18 protein-coding genes are annotated in these 19,970 nt (G+C 72.5%); 13 read left to right on the forward strand and 5 right to left on the reverse strand.

The window, feature by feature from the left end; translation table 11 throughout:
• The first annotated feature begins 41 nt into the window (after positions 1-41).
• Both typA and IEY71_RS07230 read left to right on the forward strand, forming a co-directional pair.
• Positions 42-1,946, forward strand: a complete 1,905-nt coding sequence (gene typA, locus IEY71_RS07225; RefSeq protein WP_189084563.1) for a translational GTPase TypA — start codon at positions 42-44, stop codon at positions 1,944-1,946.
• A gap of 233 nt (positions 1,947-2,179) precedes the next feature.
• Complete coding sequence (locus tag IEY71_RS07230) at positions 2,180-2,959, forward strand: M23 family metallopeptidase (protein ID WP_189084564.1); 780 nt, start codon at positions 2,180-2,182, stop codon at positions 2,957-2,959.
• 24 nt (positions 2,960-2,983) lie between these two features.
• Here IEY71_RS07230 and IEY71_RS07235 read toward each other — a convergent pair whose 3' ends face one another.
• Positions 2,984-3,808: an enoyl-CoA hydratase/isomerase family protein gene (locus tag IEY71_RS07235; protein ID WP_189084565.1), complete on the reverse strand. Its 825-nt coding sequence runs from the start codon at positions 3,806-3,808 to the stop codon at positions 2,984-2,986.
• Positions 3,809-3,892: 84 nt separating this feature from the next.
• On the opposite strand from IEY71_RS07235, the gene IEY71_RS07240 reads away from it, so the two are divergent.
• From IEY71_RS07240 to IEY71_RS07260, 5 genes are all read left to right on the forward strand, one after another.
• Positions 3,893-4,342: a hypothetical protein gene (locus IEY71_RS07240; RefSeq protein WP_189084566.1), complete on the forward strand. Its 450-nt coding sequence runs from the start codon at positions 3,893-3,895 to the stop codon at positions 4,340-4,342.
• Positions 4,339-4,782 (forward strand): hypothetical protein, encoded by a 444-nt coding sequence (locus tag IEY71_RS07245; RefSeq protein WP_189084567.1) that lies wholly within the window; start codon positions 4,339-4,341, stop codon positions 4,780-4,782. The genes IEY71_RS07240 and IEY71_RS07245 overlap by 4 nt, the downstream gene beginning before the upstream one ends.
• Positions 4,783-4,830: 48 nt before the next feature.
• Positions 4,831-5,151, forward strand: coding sequence for a ferredoxin (gene fdxA / locus IEY71_RS07250; RefSeq protein ID WP_189084568.1), 321 nt, complete (start codon positions 4,831-4,833; stop codon positions 5,149-5,151).
• A gap of 2 nt (positions 5,152-5,153) precedes the next feature.
• The gene (gene dapC / locus IEY71_RS07255) at positions 5,154-6,257 is read left to right on the forward strand and encodes a succinyldiaminopimelate transaminase (protein ID WP_189084569.1); all 1,104 of its coding nucleotides are present in this window, start codon (positions 5,154-5,156) and stop codon (positions 6,255-6,257) included.
• Between the two features lie 146 nt (positions 6,258-6,403).
• Positions 6,404-7,735 carry a citrate synthase gene (locus tag IEY71_RS07260; protein ID WP_189084570.1) on the forward strand — a complete coding sequence of 444 codons (1,332 nt, stop codon included), beginning with the start codon at positions 6,404-6,406 and terminating at the stop codon, positions 7,733-7,735.
• A 63-nt stretch (positions 7,736-7,798) separates the two neighbouring features.
• Here the strand turns inward: IEY71_RS07260 and IEY71_RS07265 are convergent, their stop codons facing one another.
• The gene (locus IEY71_RS07265) at positions 7,799-10,369 is read right to left on the reverse strand and encodes a penicillin acylase family protein (protein ID WP_373292250.1); all 2,571 of its coding nucleotides are present in this window, start codon (positions 10,367-10,369) and stop codon (positions 7,799-7,801) included.
• Positions 10,370-10,458: 89 nt separating this feature from the next.
• The gene (gene dapD / locus IEY71_RS07270; protein WP_189084572.1) at positions 10,459-11,418 is read right to left on the reverse strand and encodes a 2,3,4,5-tetrahydropyridine-2,6-dicarboxylate N-succinyltransferase; all 960 of its coding nucleotides are present in this window, start codon (positions 11,416-11,418) and stop codon (positions 10,459-10,461) included.
• Positions 11,419-11,520: 102 nt separating this feature from the next.
• On the opposite strand from dapD, the gene dapE reads away from it, so the two are divergent.
• The 3 genes from dapE to IEY71_RS07285 all read left to right on the forward strand — a co-directional run bounded on the left by dapE (position 11,521) and on the right by IEY71_RS07285 (position 14,136).
• Positions 11,521-12,621, forward strand: a complete 1,101-nt coding sequence (gene dapE / locus IEY71_RS07275; protein WP_189084573.1) for a succinyl-diaminopimelate desuccinylase — start codon at positions 11,521-11,523, stop codon at positions 12,619-12,621.
• 67 nt (positions 12,622-12,688) lie between these two features.
• Entirely contained in the window at positions 12,689-13,870 is a 1,182-nt protein-coding gene (locus IEY71_RS07280; RefSeq protein ID WP_229781566.1) for a putative hexosyltransferase, read from the forward strand.
• 95 nt (positions 13,871-13,965) lie between these two features.
• On the forward strand, positions 13,966-14,136 hold the full coding sequence (locus IEY71_RS07285; protein ID WP_189084574.1) for a DUF3117 domain-containing protein: 171 nt from the start codon (positions 13,966-13,968) through the stop codon (positions 14,134-14,136).
• Between the two features lie 99 nt (positions 14,137-14,235).
• On the opposite strand, the gene IEY71_RS07290 is transcribed toward IEY71_RS07285, so the two are convergent.
• Positions 14,236-14,868 carry an O-methyltransferase gene (locus tag IEY71_RS07290; RefSeq protein ID WP_189084575.1) on the reverse strand — a complete coding sequence of 211 codons (633 nt, stop codon included), beginning with the start codon at positions 14,866-14,868 and terminating at the stop codon, positions 14,236-14,238.
• Between the two features lie 86 nt (positions 14,869-14,954).
• Here IEY71_RS07290 and IEY71_RS07295 point away from each other — a divergent pair, with 86 nt between their 5' ends.
• Positions 14,955-15,347: a sec-independent translocase gene (locus IEY71_RS07295; protein WP_189084576.1), complete on the forward strand. Its 393-nt coding sequence runs from the start codon at positions 14,955-14,957 to the stop codon at positions 15,345-15,347.
• A gap of 60 nt (positions 15,348-15,407) precedes the next feature.
• On the opposite strand, the gene IEY71_RS07300 is transcribed toward IEY71_RS07295, so the two are convergent.
• Positions 15,408-16,958, reverse strand: coding sequence for a succinic semialdehyde dehydrogenase (locus tag IEY71_RS07300; protein WP_189084577.1), 1,551 nt, complete (start codon positions 16,956-16,958; stop codon positions 15,408-15,410).
• Between the two features lie 56 nt (positions 16,959-17,014).
• Between IEY71_RS07300 and IEY71_RS07305 the strand changes: the two genes are divergently transcribed.
• Entirely contained in the window at positions 17,015-18,427 is a 1,413-nt protein-coding gene (locus tag IEY71_RS07305) for an MFS transporter (protein WP_189084578.1), read from the forward strand.
• On the forward strand, positions 18,424-19,950 hold the full coding sequence (locus IEY71_RS07310; protein ID WP_189084579.1) for a pyridoxal phosphate-dependent decarboxylase family protein: 1,527 nt from the start codon (positions 18,424-18,426) through the stop codon (positions 19,948-19,950). Before IEY71_RS07305 ends, IEY71_RS07310 begins: the two co-directional genes overlap by 4 nt.
• The last annotated feature ends 20 nt before the right edge of the window (positions 19,951-19,970 follow it).

The following is a 19,970-nucleotide window of genomic DNA, read 5'->3' on the forward strand; positions in this document are numbered from 1 at the left end:
GCCGAGTCCGGCCGATCATCCACCGACAGGAGCTTTCCTTCATGGCGCTCGCCCACCGCACCGATCTGCGCAACGTCGCGATCGTCGCCCACGTCGACCACGGCAAGACGACGCTCGTCGACGCCATGCTCAAGCAGACGAACTCCTTCGCGGAGCACGCGCACGTCGACGATCGCGCCATGGACTCGAACGAGCTCGAGCGTGAGAAGGGCATCACGATCCTCGCCAAGAACACGGCGGTGGAGTACAACGGCGTGCACGCGACGGACGGCCCGGTCACGATCAACGTGATCGACACCCCCGGCCACGCCGACTTCGGCGGCGAGGTCGAGCGCGGGCTGTCGATGGTCGACGGCGTCGTGCTGCTCGTCGACTCCTCCGAGGGCCCGCTGCCGCAGACCCGCTTCGTGCTCCGCAAAGCGCTCGAGGCCCGCCTGCCGGTCATCCTCCTCGTGAACAAGACCGACCGCCCCGACGCCCGCATCGCCGAGGTCGAGGAGGAGAGCCACGATCTGCTGCTCGGCCTCGCCAGCGACCTCTCCGACGACGTGCCCGACCTCGACGTCGACGCGCTGCTCGACGTGCCCGTCGTGTACGCCTCCGGCAAGGCCGGCCGCGCCTCGCGCAACCGTCCCGCGAACGGCGAGCTGCCCGACAACGGCGACCTCGAGCCGCTCTTCGAGGCGATCCTTGAGCACGTCCCGGCGCCGAGCTACGACGACGAGGCCCCGCTGCAGGCCTGGGTCACGAACCTCGACTCCTCGCCGTTCCTCGGCCGCCTCGCGCTGCTGCGCGTCTTCAACGGCCGCATCAAGAAGGGGCAGACGGTCGCCTGGGTGCGCCACGACGGCAGCCACTCGAACGTACGCATCACCGAGCTGCTGAAGACGAAGGCGCTCGAGCGCTTCCCCGCGGAGGACGCCGGCCCCGGCGACATCATCGCCGTCGCGGGCATCGAGGACATCACCATCGGCGAGACGCTCGCCGACCCGGAGGACGTGCGCCCGCTGCCCGCGATCCACGTCGACGACCCCGCGATCTCGATGACGATCGGCACCAACACCTCGCCGATCGTCGGCAAGGTGAAGGGGCACAAGCTCACCGCCCGCATGGTCAAGGACCGGCTCGACCGCGAGCTCATCGGCAACGTCTCGCTCAAGGTGGTCGACATCGGCCGTCCGGACGCCTGGGAGGTGCAGGGTCGCGGCGAGCTCGCCCTGGCGATCCTCGTCGAGCAGATGCGCCGCGAGGGCTTCGAGCTCACGGTCGGCAAGCCGCAGGTGGTCACCAAGCAGATCGACGGCAAGGTGCACGAGCCCTTCGAGCACCTGACCATCGACGCCCCCGAGGAGTACCTCGGCGCGATCACGCAGCTCCTGGCCGCTCGCAAGGGCCGCATGGACAACATGTCGAACCACGGCACCGGCTGGGTCCGGATGGAGTTCATCGTGCCGAGCCGCGGCCTCATCGGCTTCCGCACCGAGTTCCTCACGATCACCCGCGGCACGGGCATCGCGAACGCGATCTCGCACGGCTACGAGCCGTGGGCCGGCACCATCACGACGCGCAACAACGGCTCCATCGTCGCGGACCGCGCCGGGGTCGTCACCCCGTTCGCGATCATCGCGCTGCAGGAGCGCATGTCGTTCTTCGTGAACCCGACCGAGGAGGTCTACGAGGGCATGGTCATCGGCGAGAACTCGCGCGCCGACGACATGGACGTGAACATCACGAAGGAGAAGAAGCTGACGAACATGCGTTCGTCGACGGCCGACACCTTCGAATCGATGACGCCGTCGCGCCAGCTCACCCTGGAGGAGTGCCTGGAGTTCGCCCGCGAGGACGAATGCGTCGAGGTCACGCCCGAGAAGGTGCGCATCCGCAAGGTCGAGCTCGACGCGACCGCGCGCGCTCGCGCCACCTCGCGGCTCAAGAAGCAGGGCTGACCCGGGATTCCAGGGACGCAGCACGGATGCCGCGGGCTTCGGCCCGCGGCATCCGTCGTCTCCGGGCGGGGCGCTTCGACGGGCTCAGCGGACCACGGAGTCGGGATGCCTCGCTGGGACTTCCTCCACAGGGTCCATGCATTCGGATGAAGCTTTCAGGGAATCCCGCGTACGGTAGCCGAGGCCCCCTGATAAAGATTCGATAACGAACGCACGAACCCGATACGAAACGCATGACGACTCCCCCTGCATCCCGCGGCCGCCGCGCGGCCGCTCGGCCGGCTCGACGCCGCCGCACCAGCCCCCCGCCCACCAAGCGCCTCCTCGCGACGCTCGGCATGACCTTCGCCGGCGGCATGATGGTCGCCACGAGCCTGCCGGCCCTCGCGGTCACCGCGACCTCCACCGAGCCGACCGCCTCGGTCTACGCGCCCGTCGTCGACGTGCTCGCGCCGAAGGTCCAGGAGCTCGAGGTCGGCGACGGCGTCATCGCCGCCGACGTGGCCGTCGACGAGTTCACCGCCGTCGCGGCGCCGCCGCCCATCGCCTCCTCGGTCGCCGGCTTCGGCACCGTCGAGATTCAGCGCACCGACGCCATCGTCTGGCCGGTCACCAACCCCGGTCGGATCAGTGACGGCTTCGGCCCGCGATCCGCCCCGTGCGCGGGCTGCTCGACGTTCCACAAGGGCGTCGACTTCATCCCCGGGGTCGGCACGCCCGTCATGTCGATCGCCGACGGCGTGGTCGTCACGGCGACGGAGAACGGCGGCGGCCTCGGCGTGAACGTCGAGGTGCAGCACAACATCGACGGCGAACTGCTGACGAGCTCCTACTCGCACATGCAGTTCGGTTCGCTCGAAGTGGCGACCGGCGACCGCGTGACCGCCGGCCAGCAGCTCGGCAAGATCGGTTCCACCGGCCAGTCGACCGGCCCGCACCTGCACCTCGAGATGTACGGGTCCGACGGTGCCCGCTTCGACGGCATGGCCTGGCTGAGCGCTCGGCTCGGCTGAGCCCTCGAAGGGACGGGGCGCGGATCAGCGCCCGGTGAAGTCCGGCTCGCGCTTCTCGAGGAAGGCGGCGACGCCCTCGCGCATGTCCTCGGTGCGGAACGCGTCGCGGAAGCCCTCGATCTCGAGCAGCGTCGCGGTCGCGGTCGGCGTGCCCGCCGCACCCACGAGCACCCGCTTGGCGAGGCCCACCGCCGTGCTCGCGTTCCGGCCGATGAGCTGCACGGTCTCGCGCGCGCCGGCGAGCAGCGCCTCGCGGTCGTCGAAGCGTCGCGTCACGAGCCCGACTCGCACGGCCTCATCGACGTCGAGCTGCCGGCCGGTGTAGATGAGCTCCTTCGCGAGGGCGGGTCCGACGGCGCGGGGGAGCCGCACGGTGCCGCCGAAGCCCGGGATGAGCCCGAGGTGCACCTCCGGCTGGCCGAAGCGCGAGGCCTCGGTCGCGTAGATGAAGTCGCAGGCGAGCGCCAGCTCGAGCCCGCCGCCGAGGGCGTAGCCGTCGACGCAGGCGATCACGGGCAGCGGCAGCGCCTCGATGGCCGCGGCCACGGCGTGCCCGTGCTCGGCGGTCTGCGCCCCCTCGTCCGGCGTGAGCCCGGCCATCGCCGAGATGTCGGCACCCGCCACGAACGCCCGACCGCCGGCGCCGACGAGGAGCACCCCGGCGAGCTCGCCGGGATCGGCGGTCAGCTCGGCGATCACCTCGGCGAGCGCATCGAGGACCTCGGGGGAGAGCGCGTTGAGCGCCTTCGGCCGGTCGATCGTGACGACGGCCGTCCGTCCGTCCCGTTCGAGCCGCACCACCGGTGCGGTGCCGCCTTCGCCCGTCGCCGTGCCGTCGTCGCTCGTCATGCCGCCTCCCACTCGCCCCGGCCGGGGCCTCCCGCCACACGCTACGCCATGTCCGCGGCGCAGGCTCGGCGGTAGACTCGGCGCATGTCCGCCGCGTATCCTCGTCTCCGTCTCGGCCTGCTCGCCGCCACCGCCGTCGTCACGGCGACCGCGCTCACCGGCTGTTTCGCGAATCCGGTCGAAGACCTCGTGAACCAGGGCATCGAGGGCGCGGTCGAGGAGGCCACGGGCGGCGACGTCTCGCTCGGCGGCGAGCTGCCGGCCGACTTCCCGGCCGAGGTGCCGCTGCCGGAGGGCGAGGTCGTCTTCGCGGCGGGCACCGCGGGCGAGGGCTGGGTGGTCACGATGACGTCCTCGGCCGCAGATCCGGTCGCCGACGCGGCCGCCGCCCTCGAGGGCGCCGGCTTCACCGTCGACACGACGCTCTCGGGCACCGACGCCGGCGCCTCGGTCTACACGAACGAGAAGTACCTCGTAGTCGTCGCGGGCGATGGCGAGAACATCGCGTTCACGGTGACGGCGAAGCCCCAGTGACCGGACACACGGCACCGGCGTCGGCCTGGAGCCGGGTCGGCGGGCTCCTCCTTGCGGCGCTGATCGGGCTCGTCTACGGCGCCGTCGCCACGATCGGGCACCGCCAGAGTCTTGAGCTCGGCGGCGTCGTCGTCCCCTGGGGGCTCGTCGCCGGCCTGCTCGGCGTGGCCGCGCTGCTCCTCGGCATCCGACTCGTGGCCGGCGGCCGCTGGGCGGCCGCGGCGGCGGGCGTCGGCGTCATCGCGATCGTCGCGCTGCTCTCGCTGCCCGGCCCCGGGGGATCCGTGCTCATCGCGAGCGGCCTCGTCGGCACCGTCTGGTCGGTGGGCCCCGCGCTCATCGCCGTACTGATCATCGCTTGGCCCTCGCTGCCGCAGCGCCGTCGGCCGCAGCTCGCCGCCGTCCCCGCGTCCTCCGGTGACGCCGCGACCGCGCCGTGAGCCTCGAGCCCGCTCTAGACTGAATCGACCGTTTCGAAGGGACGAGCCGTGACGTATGTGATCGCGCTGCCGTGCGTGGACGTGAAAGACCGCGCCTGCATCGACGAGTGCCCCGTGGACTGCATCTACGAGGGCGAGCGGTCGCTGTACATCCACCCCGACGAGTGCGTCGACTGCGGCGCCTGCGAGCCCGTCTGCCCCGTCGAGGCGATCTACTACGAAGACGACCTGCCCGACGAGTGGGCCGACTACTACAAGGCGAACGTCGAGTTCTTCGACGAGATCGGCTCGCCCGGCGGCGCCGCCAAGGTCGGCGTCATCGCGTACGACCACCCGATCGTCGCCGCTCTTCCCCCGCAGGCGCACTGAGCATGGCGCGGGGCGAGCTTCCCGACTACCCCTGGGACCTCATGGCGCCCTACCGCGACACGGCGGCGGCGCATCCCGGCGGCCTCGTCGACCTGTCGATCGGCTCGCCCGTCGACGAGACCCCCGCGGTCGTGCGCGAGGCGCTGGCCGCGGCGAGCGACGCGCACGCGTACCCGACCACCGTCGGCACCGACGAGCTCCGCACCGAGATCGTGCGCTGGTTCGCGAACCGCCGCGGCGTCACCGGCCTCACCGAGGCCAACGTGCTGCCCACGATCGGCTCGAAGGAGCTGGTGGCGCTGCTGCCGTTCCTGCTCGGCCTCGGCGAGGGCGACGTGGTGGTGCATCCGCGGGCCGCCTATCCGAGCTACGAGATGGGCGCCGTGCTCGTCGGCGCGACCGCGATGGCCGCCGACGATCCCGCGGAGTGGCCGGCCGAGACGAAGCTCATCTGGCTGAACAGCCCGGGCAACCCCGACGGCCGCGTGCTCGGCCTCGACGAACTGCGGGCCGCCCGCACCCGCGCCCACGAGCTCGGGGCCGTCATCGTGAGCGACGAGTGCTACGCCGAGCTGGGGTGGGAGGGGGAGTGGGCCGAGACCCCCGTGCCCTCGCTGCTGGACCCGCGGGTGATCGGCGACGACCGCCGCAACACCCTCGCGATCTACTCGTTGTCCAAGCAGTCGAACATGGCCGGATACCGCGCGGCGTTCGTCGCGGGCTGCCGCGGCGTCGTCTCGCGCATCACGACCGTCCGAAAGCACGCCGGTCTGATGGTGCCCTTCCCGCTCCAGCAGGCGATGGTGGCGGCACTGCGCGACGATCGGCACGTCGTCGAGCAGAAGGAGCGGTACCGGGCGCGCCGCGAGCAGCTGAAGCCGGCGCTCGAGGCGGCCGGCTTCCGCATCGACCACAGCGAGGCCGGGCTCTACCTCTGGGCCACCGAGGGGCGCGACGCCTGGGAGAGCATCGAGCGGCTCGCCGGCCTCGGCATCCTCGGCGGACCCGGCCACTTCTACGGCGTGCACTTCCCGCAGCACGTCCGGCTGTCGCTCACCGCGAGCGACGACCGCATCGCGGCGGCGGCCGCTCGTCTGCGCGGCTGACGCGCTGATCCACAGTCGATTGTCGGCATTCTCCAAGGATCCGGCGATGCTTTGGCGGGTGCGACAGTGTGCTCCGAGCGCGTCTAGGCTGTACTCGGGCAGCGGCCGCCAACCGGGCTGCACCCTTGAAGGCAGGTGACCGCACCATGACGATCACAGGAGGCGCCGTGACCGACGTCGTGAACTCCGCGGCCGGGCAGAACCCCGCGACCGCGACGCTGAACTACCCGGGCGGCACCGCCGAGTTCCCGATCACCCCTGCGGTGCAGGGCAGCGCCAGCATCGACCTCTCGACGCTCACGCGGCAGACCGGGCTCACCGGGCTCGACTACGGCTTCGTGAACACCGCGTCGACCCGCTCCGAGATCACCTACATCGACGGTGAGCAGGGCATCCTCCGCTACCGCGGGTACCCGATCGAGCAGCTCGCCGAGCACTCGACCTACCTCGAGGTCGCCTGGCTGCTGATCTACGGCGAGCTGCCGACGGCCGATCAGCTGGCCGACTTCGACGACAAGGTCCGCCGGCACACGCTGCTGCACGAAGACCTGAAGCGCTTCTTCTCGGCGCTGCCGCACACGGCGCACCCGATGTCCGTGCTGTCGAGCGCCGTCGCCGCGCTGTCCACGTACTACGAGGGCTCCTCCGACCCGCACGACCCCGACCACGTCGAGGTCACGACGCTGCGACTCCTCGCGAAGCTCCCGGTCATCGCCGCCTACGCGCACAAGAAGAGCGTCGGCCAGGCGTTCCTCTACCCCGACAACTCGCTGAACTTCGTCGAGAACTTCCTGCGGCTGAACTTCGGCAACATGGCCGAGCCCTACGTGCTCGAGCCCACGCTCGTTCGCGCGCTCGACCGCCTCCTCATCCTGCACGAGGATCACGAGCAGAACGCCTCGACCTCCACGGTGCGGCTCGTCGGCTCGACCGGCGCGAACCTGTACTCGTCGATCTCGGCCGGCATCCAGGCGCTCTCGGGTCCGCTGCACGGCGGCGCGAACGAGGCGGTCCTGCAGATGCTCGCCCGCATCCAGGACTCCGGCGAGGGCGTCGCGAAGTTCGTCGAGCGCGTGAAGCGTAAGGAGGACGGGGTGAAGCTCATGGGCTTCGGGCACCGCGTCTACAAGAACTACGACCCGCGCGCGAAGATCGTCAAGGAGTCGGCCGACGCCGTGCTCGAGAGCCTCGGCGTGAACGACCCCCTCCTCGACATCGCGAAGGAGCTCGAGCAGTTCGCGCTGCAGGACGACTACTTCAAGGAGCGCCGGCTCTACCCGAACGTCGACTTCTACACCGGCGTCATCTACAAGGCGATGGGCTTCCCGACGCGCATGTTCACGGTGCTCTTCGCGATCGGCCGGCTGCCCGGCTGGATCGCGCACTGGCGCGAGATGAACCTCGACCCGCAGACGAAGATCGGCCGCCCGCAGCAGCTGTACACGGGGGCGCCGGAGCGTCGCTACCCGGGCGCCTGAGGCTCCGTCGCTCGAACGCCGGCCGCGTGTGACGCGGCCGGCGTTCCGCGTTTCAGCCGCGGCTCAGCCGGCCGGACGGAGGGTCAGGGCGTCGACGGATGCCGCAGCCACCGCCTCCGGCGAGTACGCCCACGGGCGCTGCTCGCCCCGCTGCCAGAGCGGGGCCTGATCGTCGTAGTGCCGGTGGAAGGCGTGCCCGGACGCCCCGGTGAGGTTCACCCAGGTGGAGTCGTCGAAGTCGGCGAGGTCGACCACCATGCGCATCGAGGGCACCCAGTCGACGCCGTAGCCGAGCGAGGCATCCCAGCCGATCGCGTTCACGATCGCCGAGCCGCCGCCGAGCCGGTACGGGCCGCGGTTGAAGAGCCACTCGATCGGCGCGATGCCGGACTCGCCGAAGCTCTGGTTCGTGAGCGTCAGGGTGTGCAGCTCGCCCCAGCTCCACCGCTCGGGGTTCGAGCCGAGCAGGCTTCGCGTCTCGGACCAGGCGGTGCCGAGGGCGTCCGCGATCATCGCGTCGCGGCCGCTCACCCCGCGCTGCTCGTCACTCCACCACGGCGACTCCGGGTCGCTGAGCAGGGTGCCGACGACGCTGAACCAGCGGTCGCCGCCGACCGGGCGCGTGCCCTCGGGGAGCTCGCCGAACATGCCGTCGAGCAGGGTGCGCCAGAACACCGCGAAGTAGGCGGCCTGACCGCTGTCCGCGTCGGCATGGGCGTCCCAGCCGGCGAGGTAGTCGGCGCCGGCCTTCGCGTCCCCGGTCAGCTGCAGCTCCGCGATGAGCGGGAGGAACGCCTCGGCGTTGGCGTCTCGGGTGTCGAGCTGGATCGCGGCGAGATCCTCGGCGCCGAGCTTCGCGCCGCCGTCGAGGGCCTCGGCGAGGCGGCGTTCGATGCCGTCGGCGCGGTAGCCGAGATCCCAGTCCGCGGTGAGGAAGGGGCCGTCGGCGGTGACGGCGTTGTTCGCGGTGACGATGACGCCGCGCTCGGGGTTGAGGAGCGAGGGGAGCTCCTCGAAGGGGACGGCGCCGGCCCAGCGGTTCGCGCTCGTCCAGCCAGGCAGGGGCACGGTGCCGTCGCCCGCGGTGCGGATCGGGATGTCGCCGGGGGCCTGATAGCCGATGTTCCCGTCGACGTCCGCGTAGACGAGGTTCTGACTCGGCACGTCGAAGAGGGCGGCGGCCTGCCGGAACCCCTCCCAGTCCTGTGCGCGGTTCAGGGCGAAGATCGCCTGCGCCGTGCGGCCCGGGGTGAGCGCCGTCCACTCGAGCGAGAGCTCGATGGACCCGGTGCCCGGCTCCGCCGCATCGGCGGACTCGGCGATCCGCGCGAAGCTCTCGCCGATCCCGGTGACGAGGGGGCCGCGGCCGGTCGAGCGCACGGTCACCACGACGGGGTCGCCGCCGGCGACCTCGATCGTCTCCTCGCGGACTTCGAGCGGATGCCGGACCCCGTCGAGCTCGTACTCGTCGCCCTCGACGCGTTCGAGGAACAGGTCGGCGACGTCCGGGCCGAGGTTCGTGAACCCCCAGGCGATGCGGTCGTTGTGCCCGATGACGACGCCGGGCAGCCCGGAGAAGGTGTATCCGGCCACGTCGTATCCGCAGCGATCCGAGCGTTCGGCGCAGCGCAGCCCCATCTGGTACCAGATCGACGGCATCGCGGGCCCGAGATGCGGATCGTTCGCGAGCAGCGGGAGCCCCGACTCGGTGTGCGCGCCCGAGACGACCCAGGAGTTGGACCCGATCTCGCCGCCCGCCGTACCGAGCAGCTCGGGGAGGCCGTCGAGCGCGCCGCGGAGCTGGCGCAGCGCGGCGGCCGCCTCGTCGGTACGCCCGTCCGAGGCATCCGCGGGGCTTGTGCCGATGGGCGACGGCTCGCCGCTGGACGCGGGGGCGGCCGACGCGGCCGGCCCGCCGACGATGGTGGGCATCGAAGCGAAGGGGAACGCCGGGTGGAGCCGGGCGACCTCTTCGGGCGGCAGCTCCGTCGCGAGGAGGGCCCGATCGATCTCGTCCTCGAGGTTGCTGCGGAGGTCCCAGGCCATCGCCTTGAGCCACGCGATCGAGTCGACGGCCGTCCACGGCTCGGGGGAGTATCCCGGGTTCTGCAGGCCGAGCACCGCGTACTCGAGCGAGAGCTCGGCACCGCTGCGCTCGGCGAGGTAGGCGTTCACGCCTGCCGCGTAGGCGTCGTAGATGGCACGGGTGCCCTCGTCGAGGAGCGCGTACTCCTGCTCGGCGACGCCTCGCCAGTTCAGGGTGCGGATGAAGGTGTCGGTCGGCACCTGCGAGGCGCCGAAGAGCTCGGCGAGCCGGCCGGCGGTGACGTGGCGGCGGAAGTCCATCTCCCAGAAGCGGTCCTGCGCGTGCACGTAGCCCTGGGCGAGGAAGAGGTCGTGGTCGCTCGTCGCGACGATCGTCGGCACGCCGGCGTCATCGCGCTCGACGGTGACCTCGGCCTCGAGCCCCGGCACGTCGACGGTGCCGCTCGTCTGCGGGAAGGAGCGCTGCACCGTCCACGAGCCGACGCCCCAGCCGGCGCCCGCGAGGACGAGCACGGTCACGAGCAGCCCGATGAGGAACTTCAGCAGACCCGAACGACGGGTCCGCGGTGCATCCGTGCCCAATGCCACTCCCTCGTGACGCGCATGACGGCGGCCGCCACACGGCGGCCTGGGCACTCACTGTACCGGAAGCCCGCTTTCCGGTAGCGGCCGGGCCGTCAGGCGTGCAGCGCCTCGTTGAGCACGACCCCGCTGCCCGAGCGGGACAGCACCTCGACCCGGCCGTTCAGCGAGTTGCGCCGGAAGAGCAGCCCGGGCTGTCCGGAGAGCTCCAGCGCCTTCACCGTGCGCTCCTCGCCGTCGCCCACGATCGCGACCTTCGTGCCGGCCGTCACGTAGAGGCCGGCCTCCACGACCGAGTCGTCGCCGATCGAGATTCCGATGCCCGAGTTCGCGCCGAGCAGGGCGCGCTCGCCGATCTCGACGCGTTGGGTGCCGCCGCCCGAGAGGGTGCCCATGATCGAGGCGCCGCCGCCGATGTCGCTGCCGTCGCCGACGACGACGCCCTGCGAGATGCGCCCCTCGACCATCGAGGAGCCGAGCGTGCCGGCGTTGAAGTTCACGAAGCCCTCGTGCATCACCGTCGTGCCCGGCGCGAGGTGCGCGCCGAGGCGCACGCGGGAGGCGTCGGCGATGCGCACCCGCTCGGGCGTGACGTAGTCGAGCAGCCGCGGGAACTTGTCGAGGCCGGTGGCGTGGATGCCGTGCCGCTGGAGGGCGGGGCGGAGCCGGTCGAAGTCGCTCGGGTGCACGGGGCCCGCGTTCGTCCAGACGACGGCGGGCAGGTGCCCGAAGACGCCGTCGAGGTTCAGCCCGTTCGGACGCACCAGGAGGTGCGAGAGCAGGTGCAGCCGGAGGTAGGCGTCGGCGGTGCCGGCCGGCGCCGCGTCGAGCTCGATCTCGACGGTGACCGCCTCGATGGTGACGGCGCGCCGCTCGTCGGCGCCGGTGAGCGCTTCGATCTCGGCGGGGAGGATCCAGCGCTCACGGCCGGCGGGCAGGCCGCCGAGGGCGGGGGACGGGAACCAGGCGTCGAGCACCGTGCCGTCGGCGGCGATCGTGGCGAGGCCGTCGGCCCAGGCGCGGCGGTCGGAGGCGGGGGCGGCGTTCGCGGACATGCCTTCCAGCGTATCGATCACCGCCGCGATGTGACGCCGCCGGTCGGCCCGAGGCCCCGGAACCACCCGACCGGACCGGAGCCGCCCGCATAGACTCGGGGGATGCCGGATCCACACGCCACCCCCGCCCTGGACCTCGCCGCGGACGTCGTGACGATCACGCGGGCGATCTGCGACGTCCCGAGCGTCTCGGGAGCGGAGCGGGCGCTGGCCGACCTCGTGGTGCAGGCGCTCGCCGGGGCCGCCCATCTCGAGCTCGTCCGCGACGGCGACGCCGTCGTCGCGCGCACGAACCTCGGTCGGGACCGCCGGGTCGTCATCGCCGGCCACCTCGACACGGTGCCGATCAACGGCAACGTGCCGAGCCGCTTCGAGACCGACGCCGACGGCGCCGAGTACCTCTGGGGTCGCGGGACGGTGGACATGAAGGCCGGCGTCGCCGTGCAGCTGAAGCTCGCCGCCGAGCTCGCCGAGCCCGCCGTCGACGTCACCTGGGTCTGGTACGACCACGAGGAGGTGTCCGCCGCCCTGAACGGCCTCGGCCGCATCGCCCGCACCGCGCCGGAGCTGCTCGCGGGCGACTTCGCGATCCTCGGCGAACCGTCGAACGGGCAGGTCGAGGGCGGCTGCAACGGCACGCTCCGCGCCGAGGTGCGCACGAGCGGCGTGCGCGCGCACTCCGCCCGCAGCTGGGTCGGCGACAACGCGATCCACAAGCTCGCGCCGGCGCTCGCGAAGCTCGCCGCCTACGAGGCCGAGACGGTCGAGGTCGACGGTCTGGCCTACCGCGAGGGGCTCAACGCCGTGATCGTGCGCGGCGGCATCGCGGGCAACGTCATCCCGGACGAGGCGGTGCTCGAGGTGAACTACCGCTTCGCGCCGTCGAAGTCCGCGGCGGAGGCGGCCGAGTTCGTCACGGCCTTCTTCGACGGCTTCGAGGTCGTCGTGGTGGATGCGGCGGACGGCGCGCGTCCGGGCCTCGACGATCCGCTCGCGCAGGAGTTCGTGCGCGCCGTCGGCGCCGAGGCCCGCCCGAAGTACGGCTGGACGGATGTCGCCCGGTTCAGCGCGATGGGCGTCCCGGCGGTGAACTTCGGGCCCGGCGATCCGCTGAAGGCGCACGCCGACGACGAGCGCGTCGCCGTGGCGCAGATCATCGACTGCGAGCGCGCCCTGCGCGCCTGGCTGACCGCCGCCGGCTGAGGCCGCGATGCCGACGCCGCCCGCTCCGTCGCCGGAGACGGTCAGGGTCTCGCGGTGGTCGCCGCGGGTGCGCTGGCGACTCCTGCCCTGGTGGGGGCGGGTCGCGCTGATCTGGCTGGGCGCCCGCGCGGTGACGACGGTGTTCGTGCTGGTCTTCGCCGAGGGGCAGCTCGCGAACGCGTGGACGGGCGCGAAGCCGGACCTCTTCGCCTTCTCCAACCTCTGGGACGCCCGCTGGTACCAGATCATCGCGACGAGCGGCTATCCGGGCGAGCTGCCGCTCGACGAGCGCGGGCACGTCGCCGAGAACGCCTGGGCCTTCCTGCCGGTGTTCCCCGCGCTCGTCCGCGGCGTGACGTTCCTCGGCATCCCGTGGAACGTCGCCTCGGTGCTCCTCGCCTTCGCCGCCGGGCTCGGCGCGGCGCTCGTGCTGCACCGCCTGCTCTCCCGCTTCCTGGAGCCCGACCGGGCGATGTTCGCGATCGTGCTGTTCGCCGTCGCACCGGTCTCGCCGATCATGCAGTTCGGCTACGCCGAGTCGCTGGGCGCCCTCCTGCTCGCGGTGGCGCTGCTGCTGCTCGTCGAGCGCCGCTACGGCTGGCTCGTCCCGGTGCTGGCCGTGTGGGCGTTCACCCGGCCGGGCGCGCTCGCCTTCGCCCTGACACTGGGGCTGCACTTCCTGGTGCGGTGGCGGCGGCGGCGCGAGGACCCGTTCCCGGTGCGCGAGCAGCTGCTCGTCATCGCCGTCGGCCTGTTCGCCGCGGCCGTCGGGTTCGCCTGGCCCGGGGTCGTCTGGGCGGTGACCGGCGTGCCGGCCGGCTACACGGAGACGGAGCTGGCCTGGCGGGCCGGCTACATCGGGCACCAGGAGCTCGTGCCGTTCACCGCGTGGTTCCAGGGCGGCGGCTGGTGGGCGGAGTTCGTGGGACTGCCCGCGTGGCTCGGGTTGTTCGCGGTCGCCGCCCTGATCGTGGCGTTCGCGCTCGCCCTGTTCCTGCCGGCCGTCCGCCGACTCGGGGTCGACCTCCGGCTCTGGCTCGCCTCCTACGGGCTCTACCTGCTCGCGGTGTTCTTCCCGCAGTCGAGCACGTTCCGCATCCTGATGCCGATGTTCCCGCTCGTGGGCGCGCTCGCCGTGCCGCGCGCACGGTGGTACCGCTGGAGCATCGTCGTCGTGTTCCTGGCCCTGCAGTGGGTGTGGTTGCACGTGTGCTGGGCGGTGTCCGGGTACGACTGGAGTCCGCCCTGACGCGCGAGTGAATTCTTCACACAACTCGCCCGGGATTTCCGAAGGACTCCTGACATGGCAGATAATGGAAGCTCAGCCACGAAAGGGGTAACTCAATGGCGGCTATGAAGCCACGCACCGGAGACGGGCCGATGGAGGCTGTGAAAGAGGGGCGACTCATCATCGTGCGTGTGCCGCTCGAGGGCGGGGGACGTCTCGTGGTGTCGGTCAACGACGCCGAGGCGAAAGAGCTGTACGACGTGCTCGGGGGCGTAGTCAACGTCTGAGTCGCGTCGGGCCGGGTGCCGATGACGCACCCACGGCTCAGCGCCACGAGAGAGGCCCGAGCGCAGCAGCGCTCGGGCCTCTCGGCGTCCGCGGACCGGCTAGGAGCCGAGCCGCACGATCTGCAGCAGGCCGTCGCCGACCGGCGAGATGGCCGTCGCGACCGCGGGGGATGCCTCGAGCTCCGAGATGAGCGAGCGGAAGGCGGTCGCGGTCTCGTCCCGCTTCGCGGGGTCGGCCACGCGGCCGCGCCAGAGCGCGTGCGCGACGACGACGCTGCCGCCTGGCCGGGCGAGCCGGAGGCCGTGCTCGACGTACTCGATCACCGAGGCGGTGTCGGCGTCGACGAACACGAGGTCGTACGAGCTCTCGTTCATGCGGGGGAGCACCTCGCCGGCGCGGCCGGTGATCAGCCGGATGCGGGCCGCCTGCACGCCGGCGTCGGCGAAGTGCTGGCGCGCGTGCTGCTGGTACTCGGTCTCGGTGTCGATCGAGGTGAGCATGGCGCCGCGGGCGTGCCGCAGCATCCACAGCCCGGAGACGCCGACGCCGGTGCCGAGCTCGATGATCGACTCGGCGCGACTGGCGGCGGCGAGCAGGGCGAGCTGCGCGCCGACCGCGGGCGAGACCGGGTCGATGCCGAGCTCGAGGGACTGCTGTCGGGCGCGGACGATCGCGTCGCTCTCGACGACGGCGTCGTCGGCGTACTTCCAGTTCAGGTCGTGTTCGGACACTTCCGGTCTCCCGCTCTCTCAACCCCCAAGGATAGGGGTGGGAGCCGGGTGCACCGGTGCGCCTCGCCGCCGACTATCCTGTATGGGTGTTCGGTCTGACGTTCGAGAAACTCCTCATCATCGGGGTGATCGCCGTCTTCCTGCTCGGGCCCGAGCGCCTGCCGCACTACGCGGCGCAGCTCGGTCGTCTCGTGCGCTCGCTCCGCGACCTCGCGAGCGGCGCGAAGGACCGCATGCGCGAGGAGATGGGTCCGGACTTCGACGACGTCGACTGGAAGAAGCTCGACCCGCGCCAGTACGATCCGCGACGGATCATCCGCGAGGCCCTCTCCGACGTCGACCCCTTCGCCGAGGAGGCGCCGAAGCCGGTCGTCGCCCGCGCCTCGGTGAACGAGAACTCCGCGTACCTGCAGCGCAAGCGCAAGCGGGAGGCCCTCGGCGCCGACGAGACGGCGCCGTTCGACTCCGAAGCGACCTGAGTCGGGAGTCGGCCGTGCGAGGGCTGCCGGCGCCGAGCACGGCGCCGAGGCATCCGTCCCTCAGCGGCGGCGCAGCGCCGCCAGCCCCCGGGCGAGCAGGAGCAGCAGCGGAGCCTGCTCGCGGTACTCGCCCGCCCAGCGGGGGAGCTGCAGCAGACCCGTCGTCGCCGAGATCGTGACCGGCTCGACGAAGCGCAGCAGGCCCTCCGGACCGTTGCGCCGGCCGACGCCGGACTGCTTCTGCCCGCCCATCGGCGCATCGACCGAGGCGAACGTGCCGCGGTAGCCCTCGTTGATGTTCACGCTGCCGGCCTCGAGCCGCTCGGCAACTCGCTGACCCCGCGCGACGGATCCGGTGAAGATCGCCGCGTTCAGCCCGTACTCGCTCGCGTTGGCGGCCTGGATCGCCTCCTCCTCGCTGTCGACGAGGTAGAGCGAGGCGATGGCGCCGAAGGTCTCCTCGGCGTACACGCGCATCTCTGGCGTGACGCCCGTCAGCACGGTCGGCGAGAAGAACCAGGGGCCGACGTCGGGGCGCGGCGTGCCGCCGACGAGGACGGTGGCGCCCTTCGCGACCGCGTCGTCGAGGTGGCCGGTGACGCGCTCGAGCTGGGCGGCGGAGGCGAGCGAGCCGAAGTCGGCGTCGAAGTCCAGCGCCGACCCGAGCTTCGCCGCCGCCAGTTCGGCGACGAGGGCCTTCTGGAACGGGCCGGCGACCGCGCGGTGCACGTAGATGCGCTCGATCGACACGCAGAGCTGGCCCATCGCCGAGAAGCAGGCGTGGGCCGCGTTGGCCGCCGCCCGCTCGGGATCCACGTCGTCGAGCACGATGAGCGGGTTCTTGCCGCCGAGCTCGAGCGAGGCCCCGACGAGGCGACGCCCGGCCTTCTCGGCGATCTTGCGCCCGGTGGCGGTCGACCCGGTGAAGCAGACGTAGTCGACCTCGTCGGTCAGCGCCTCGCCGACCTCGCCGGCCGGGCCCGCGACGACCGCCCAGAGCGCCTCCGGCACGCCGGCCTCGATGAAGGCGCGGCGCAACGCGAGGATGGAGAGCGCGCCCTGGTCGTCGGCCTTCTGCACCACGGCGCAGCCGGCGGCGAGGGCCGGCACGACGTCCATGGCGGCGAGGCTCAGCGCGTAGTTCCACGGCGTGATGACACCGACGACGCCCTTCGAGCGGTAGCGCACCCGGGTCGTCGCGACGGTCGGGATGCCGCTGCGCCGGCGTCGTCCGCGCAGCACCCGCTTCGCGGCGAGGGCGTTGTAGCGGGTCACGGACGCCGCCTGGAAGATCTCCTCGAAGCCCTGCCCACGGGTCTTGCCGCTCTCGAGCTGGATGAGGTCGAGGAGCAGCTCCCGCCGCTCGAGCAGCAGCTCGTGCGCGCGGAGGAGGACCCGACGGCGGTGCGCGAAGCCGGCACGGCCCCAGGCGAGCTGCGCGAGCCGCGCGCGAGAGATCGCGTCGCGCACGTCGTCGGCGCTCGACTGCGGCAGCTCGTGGAGCGTCTCGCCGGTGGACGGAGTGGGCACGGGGCGGGTGACGGAGCCCGAGGCGACCACATCGTCGTCGAGGCTCGCGTACAGGGCGTCGAAGGCCGTCTGCGCTGGCATGCGCACAGTCTAGGTCAACTGTCCCACTTCGAGCCCTGATGCCCTAGGCTGCCTCCATGCCCGCACCGGAGCGCACGCTGTCGCGCGGTGTCGTCACCCGCTACGCGATCGGCTCGATCGGCACCGGCGGCTTCGCGACGCTGCCAGGACTCGTCCTCGTCTACTACCTGACCGACACCCTCGGCGTGGCCGCGCTCGCGGCCGGCGCGGTCGTCACCGCCGCCAAGGTGTGGGACGTCCTCATCGACCCCTGGATCGGCGGACGCAGCGACCGTGCGCTCGCCACGAGCGGCAGCCGCCGGCGCGGCATGCTGATCGGGGCGATCGGGCTGCCGATCGGCTTCGCGCTGACCTTCGCGGTCGTGCCCGGCCTCGGCCCCGTGGCATCCGGGATCTGGGTGTTCCTCGCGTTCCTCGCGACCGCGACCTTCTTCAGCCTCTTCCAGGTGCCCTACATCGCCCTGCCCGCCGAGCTCACCCGCGGCTACGACGAGCGCACGAGGCTGCTCACCTGGCGCGTCGTCGTGCTCACCGTCGCCATCCTGCTCTTCGGCGCCGGCGGCCCCGAGCTGCGCGGCGCCATCGCCGACGAGCACCTCGGCTACCTCGTCATGGCGGTCGTCGCCGGGCTCGCGATCGGCGCCGGCATGCTCGTGGCGACGACGATCGCCCCGCGCCGGAGCGGCGCGCCCCCCGCGAGCGCCCCCGCGCCCGACCGTGCCGCGACGACCGCCGCGGGCGCGCTCGCGGGCTACCGGGAAGGCTTCGCCGCCCTCCGTCGCAGCGCCCCGTTCCGCGCGCTGCTCGGCACCTTCGTGCTGCAGGGCCTCGCCACCGGCCTCATGCTGGCCGGCGCCCAGTTCGTCGCGACCTGGGTGCTCCGCGACGAACAGGCCGTCACGCTCCTGTTCGTCTCCCTCATCGCCCCCGCCGTGCTCGTGACGCCGCTCTGGCAGCTCGTCGCGCGGCGCATCGGCAAGGAGCGCGGCTTCGTCGTCGCGAGCGCGCTCTTCGCGCTCGCCGCGACGAGCATGGTCGCGCTCGTCTGGGCACCCGGTGCGTGGGTGTACGCGCCCGTCGCGATCGCCGGGGCTGCGTACGCCGGCATGCAGTCGCTGCCCATGGCGATGCTGCCCGACGTCATCTCGCACGACGCGCGCCGGAGCGGCCTCGATCGGGCCGGCAGCTTCGGGGGCGTGTGGACCGCGGGGGAGACCGCGGGCATGGCGCTCGGCGCGACCGTGCTCACGATCGTGCTCGCGCTCACCGGCTACCTGGAATCGACCGCCGGCGTCACCGTGCAGCAGCCGGACTCCGCCGTCGCCGGCATCGCGATCGCCTTCAGCGTCGTTCCCGCCGTGCTCGTCGCCGCGAGCCTCGTCTCGCTGCGCGGCTACCGGCTCCGGCGCGAGGACATCGACGACGACGCCGGCGCCGCGCTCGCCGGAGAGGAGAGGACGACCGCATGAGCTTCCAGCAGGACCCGAGCGAGGTGCTCGCGCGCCTCGGCGCGCTCCGCGAGGGCGACGCGCCGACCCACGGCGGACGGGTGCTCTCCTACGTCTACGACTCCGGCCGGGCGGAACTCGACGAGCTCGCCGCCGGTGCCGCCCGACTCGTGCAGCCGGTGAACGGGCTCGACCCCACCACCTTCACCTCGGTCGCCGTCATGGAGCGCGAGCTCGTCGCCTTCGCCCGAGAGGCCTTCCACGGCGACGCCGAGGTCGTCGGCTCGGCCACCTCCGGCGGCACCGAGAGCTGCCTGCTCGCCGTGAAGACCGCCCGAGACGTCTGGCGGGCGGCAGGCGGCACCGGACGGCCCCGCCTCGTCGCCCCGTCGACCGTGCACGCCGCCTTCCATAAGGCCGCCGAGCTCTTCGACCTCGAGCTCGAACTCGTCCCCGTGAGCGCCTACGACGGACGCCCCGACCCCGCGGCCTTCGCCGAGCGTCTCGGGCCCGACGTGGCGCTCGCGGTCGTGAGCGCCCCCTCGTATCCCTTCGCCTCGCTCGACCCCGTCGCCGAGATCGCGGCGTTCGCCGAGGCTGCGGGCGTCCCGCTCCACGTCGACGCCTGCATCGGCGGCTTCGCGCTCGCGTTCTGGCCCGAGCCGCTCCCCGCCTGGGATTTCCGCGTCCCGGGCGTCACGAGCCTCTCCGCCGACCTGCACAAGTACGGCTACGCGCCCAAGGGCGTCTCGGTGCTGCTCACCCGCGGTCGCGACCGCCAGCGGCACCAGTACTTCGCGACGACGGGATGGCCCGGCTACCCGGTCGTGAACCCCACCCTCGCCGGCTCGAAGCCCGCCGGTCCGCTCGCCGCGGCCTGGGCCATCACGCAGGCGCTCGGGCGTCCGGGCTTCGCCGAGCTGACCGCCGAGGCGGCCAGAGCGACGGCCGCGATCATCGACGCCGTGCGCGGCATCGCCGGCTTGCGCCTCGTGGGCGAGCCGATCGGACCGCTGCTCGCGGTCGAGTCCGATCTCGACGTCGAGCCCGAGCAGCGGGTCGACCCGCACCGCTGGGCCGACGCCGCGCTCGCCGCGGGCTGGCAGCTGCAGCTGCAGCCCGGCTTCGCCCAGCCCGGGGGAGCGGCGCTTCCGCGCACCGCGCATCTCACCGTCACGCCCGTGACCGAGCGGGTGCTGCCCGAACTGCTGCCGGCGCTCGTCGGCGCGGCCGACGCGGTGCGCGGCCTGCCGCCGATCGACGGCGCCGCGGTACTCGGCGAGCTCCTCGCCGCCCGGCCGGAGCTTGCCGCGGCGCTCCTGCCGAGCGCCGAGGGCGGCGCGGGCGCAGCCGGACCGCTCGAGCCGAGCTCGGACCAGGCGGCCGCGCTCTTGGGCTCGCTGGGGCTGCTCGGCGGCGAGGCGCCGCTCGCGACGCGACTCGCGCCGGTGCTCGCCCTCGTCGAGGTCCTGCCGAGGCCGCTCACCGAGCGGTTGCTCGTCGAGCTCCTGGCGCGCGCCGTGGAGCCCGTCGAGGCATCCTGACCCCGGCCTCTCGGGGCGGG

Source organism: Agromyces mediolanus (genome assembly GCF_014648575.1).
Classification (GTDB): Bacteria; Actinomycetota; Actinomycetes; order Actinomycetales; family Microbacteriaceae; genus Agromyces; species Agromyces mediolanus.